At 64.2% G+C, this 1,650-nt stretch carries 3 protein-coding genes; 2 read left to right on the top strand and 1 reads right to left on the bottom strand.

Annotated features, from left to right (window positions below; translation table 11 throughout):
* Positions 1-7: 7 nt before the first annotated feature.
* The gene (locus tag BU28_RS26885; protein ID WP_428829414.1) at positions 8-154 is read left to right on the top strand and encodes a signal peptidase II; all 147 of its coding nucleotides are present in this window, start codon (positions 8-10) and stop codon (positions 152-154) included.
* A gap of 90 nt (positions 155-244) precedes the next feature.
* Here the strand turns inward: BU28_RS26885 and BU28_RS26495 are convergent, their stop codons facing one another.
* Positions 245-535, bottom strand: coding sequence for a hypothetical protein (locus tag BU28_RS26495; protein ID WP_028720592.1), 291 nt, complete (start codon positions 533-535; stop codon positions 245-247).
* Positions 536-665: 130 nt separating this feature from the next.
* Between BU28_RS26495 and BU28_RS26910 the strand changes: the two genes are divergently transcribed.
* Positions 666-1,650, top strand: a 985-nt coding sequence (locus BU28_RS26910) for a hypothetical protein (protein ID WP_248616138.1), incomplete at its 3' end; no start/stop codon positions are given.

Genomic DNA, 1,650 nt, shown 5'->3' with positions numbered 1-1,650 from the left:
GTATGGAGTGGTGACCGATTATCTCGATCTGCACTTTGGGGCATGGCACCCCTTTGTGTTCAATCTTGCAGATGTATGGATCACGGCCGGGGCTATCTCATTGTTCTTCTGCCAATTCAGCCAAAAACAAAGTAGGGTTGCCTTGAGGGGCTAACTTAAAGCTCGTGATCGTGGCCCCTGTCGCGCTCCCGCCTTGCGGCCCGCTCCAACTCCCATTCGTGCGCTTTGCGCTCCTGGACTAATGTCAGCGTTCTTTCAGCAACGCGTTCACCTGCTGCACCAAGTGCGTGGTTGAGGCGGTCTGCTTGGCTAAGGCCGCGTTCAAGTTCTCCAAGCCCGCGCTCAAGCGCTGCTGTGTGGCCTCGATCTGCGACAAGCGGGCCTCGATCGCTGATTGTCGCTGCGAGATGCGCTGCGACCATGCGCCCACCTTCTTCGAATATTCCTCGGACGCGCTCTCCGATTGATCGAACTCGTTCGCCAAGAGCCTGAACTGTTCGAGCAAGGCGCGCTCCAATGCCGTGAGCTGGTCCATGGCTCAGTCCCCATTCTTCATATGCAGGCAAATCGCTTTCCGCCCCGAGGGCGTGGTGCATTGCAGCGGGGTCGCGTTCTCGGGCACCACCAGGTAGCTCTGCCCCTCGCTCTGGAACGTCTCCAAGGGCATGTCCTCCACCACCCTCAAGGGCTGGCTCGAGCGCCAAAGCAAGAAGCCGGTCAGCATCAAGCTCACGATCAGCGCGCCCCAGGTCAGCCCCAAGATCCATTTCAGCTGTGGCAGCGCGCTCCTGATCCCATGCGTGGCTCGGGCGATAGCGATCTCGATTTCGGTCAGCTCGGTGCTCACGCTCGCGCTCACACGCTGCGAGAGCTTCTGCAGCTCGCTCTCGGTCAAGGCCGCGATCTCGGCCGTCTGGCTCTCCAACCTCTCGTGCAGCCGCTCGGCCAAGCTCCGCGTCATCGTTCCAGTCCTTCTCGTAGATGCGGCCCCTGAGCCGCAGGCGCTCGTCGGTGTCGGGATCGCGCACCGTCACGTAGTCCTTGCCTGCCCGCGTGACCTCCAGCCCGGCCTCGGTCAGCGCATCGACCAGGCTGACACGGTCATGCACCGCCCCCCGCTCGATCAGGGCCGCCACGTAGCCGTGGACGGCCTCCTTGCCCTCTTTCAGGTGGAATCCGTGCTGCGCCCAAGGCGGCGACAGCTCGAAGGCCACTTCCCGCGCCCGCGCCGGATCATCCGGGCGCGCCCAGCCATGCTCCAGGTTCAGTGCGTCCCGCAGGGTGGAAAAGCTCCGCTCCCAGCCGGGCGGCGCGATGTTGAGCGCCCGCCCGGAGGCCAGCTCCATGCGCGGGGTCACGAAGTGCAGCTCCACCCGCCCACCCTCGGTGTGCTGGTGCCGCACCCAGGAGATGTCGAACTGATCGACATCGAGGCCGGCGAAGGCAAAGGCTTCGAAGGCGTCCATCGCGGCCTCCTGCTCGATCACAGTGGGCGCATCCTCGGGCGCGAAGGACAACACTCCGTGCGTGTAGGTCCACTGCCGCCCGATGCTGTCGATCAGCTCCTGCGTCCGCGCCAAGTCGCCCCGCACCACCTCCGGCGGGCAATGCTCCCGGCCTTGGCGTTCCGCATCGACCAGGTAGCTGCAC

Origin of the sequence: Paracoccus yeei ATCC BAA-599, from assembly GCF_000622145.1 — a bacterium.
GTDB classification, from domain to species: Bacteria; Pseudomonadota; Alphaproteobacteria; order Rhodobacterales; family Rhodobacteraceae; genus Paracoccus; species Paracoccus yeei.
This window is presented reverse-complemented; position numbering and strand designations above follow the sequence as displayed.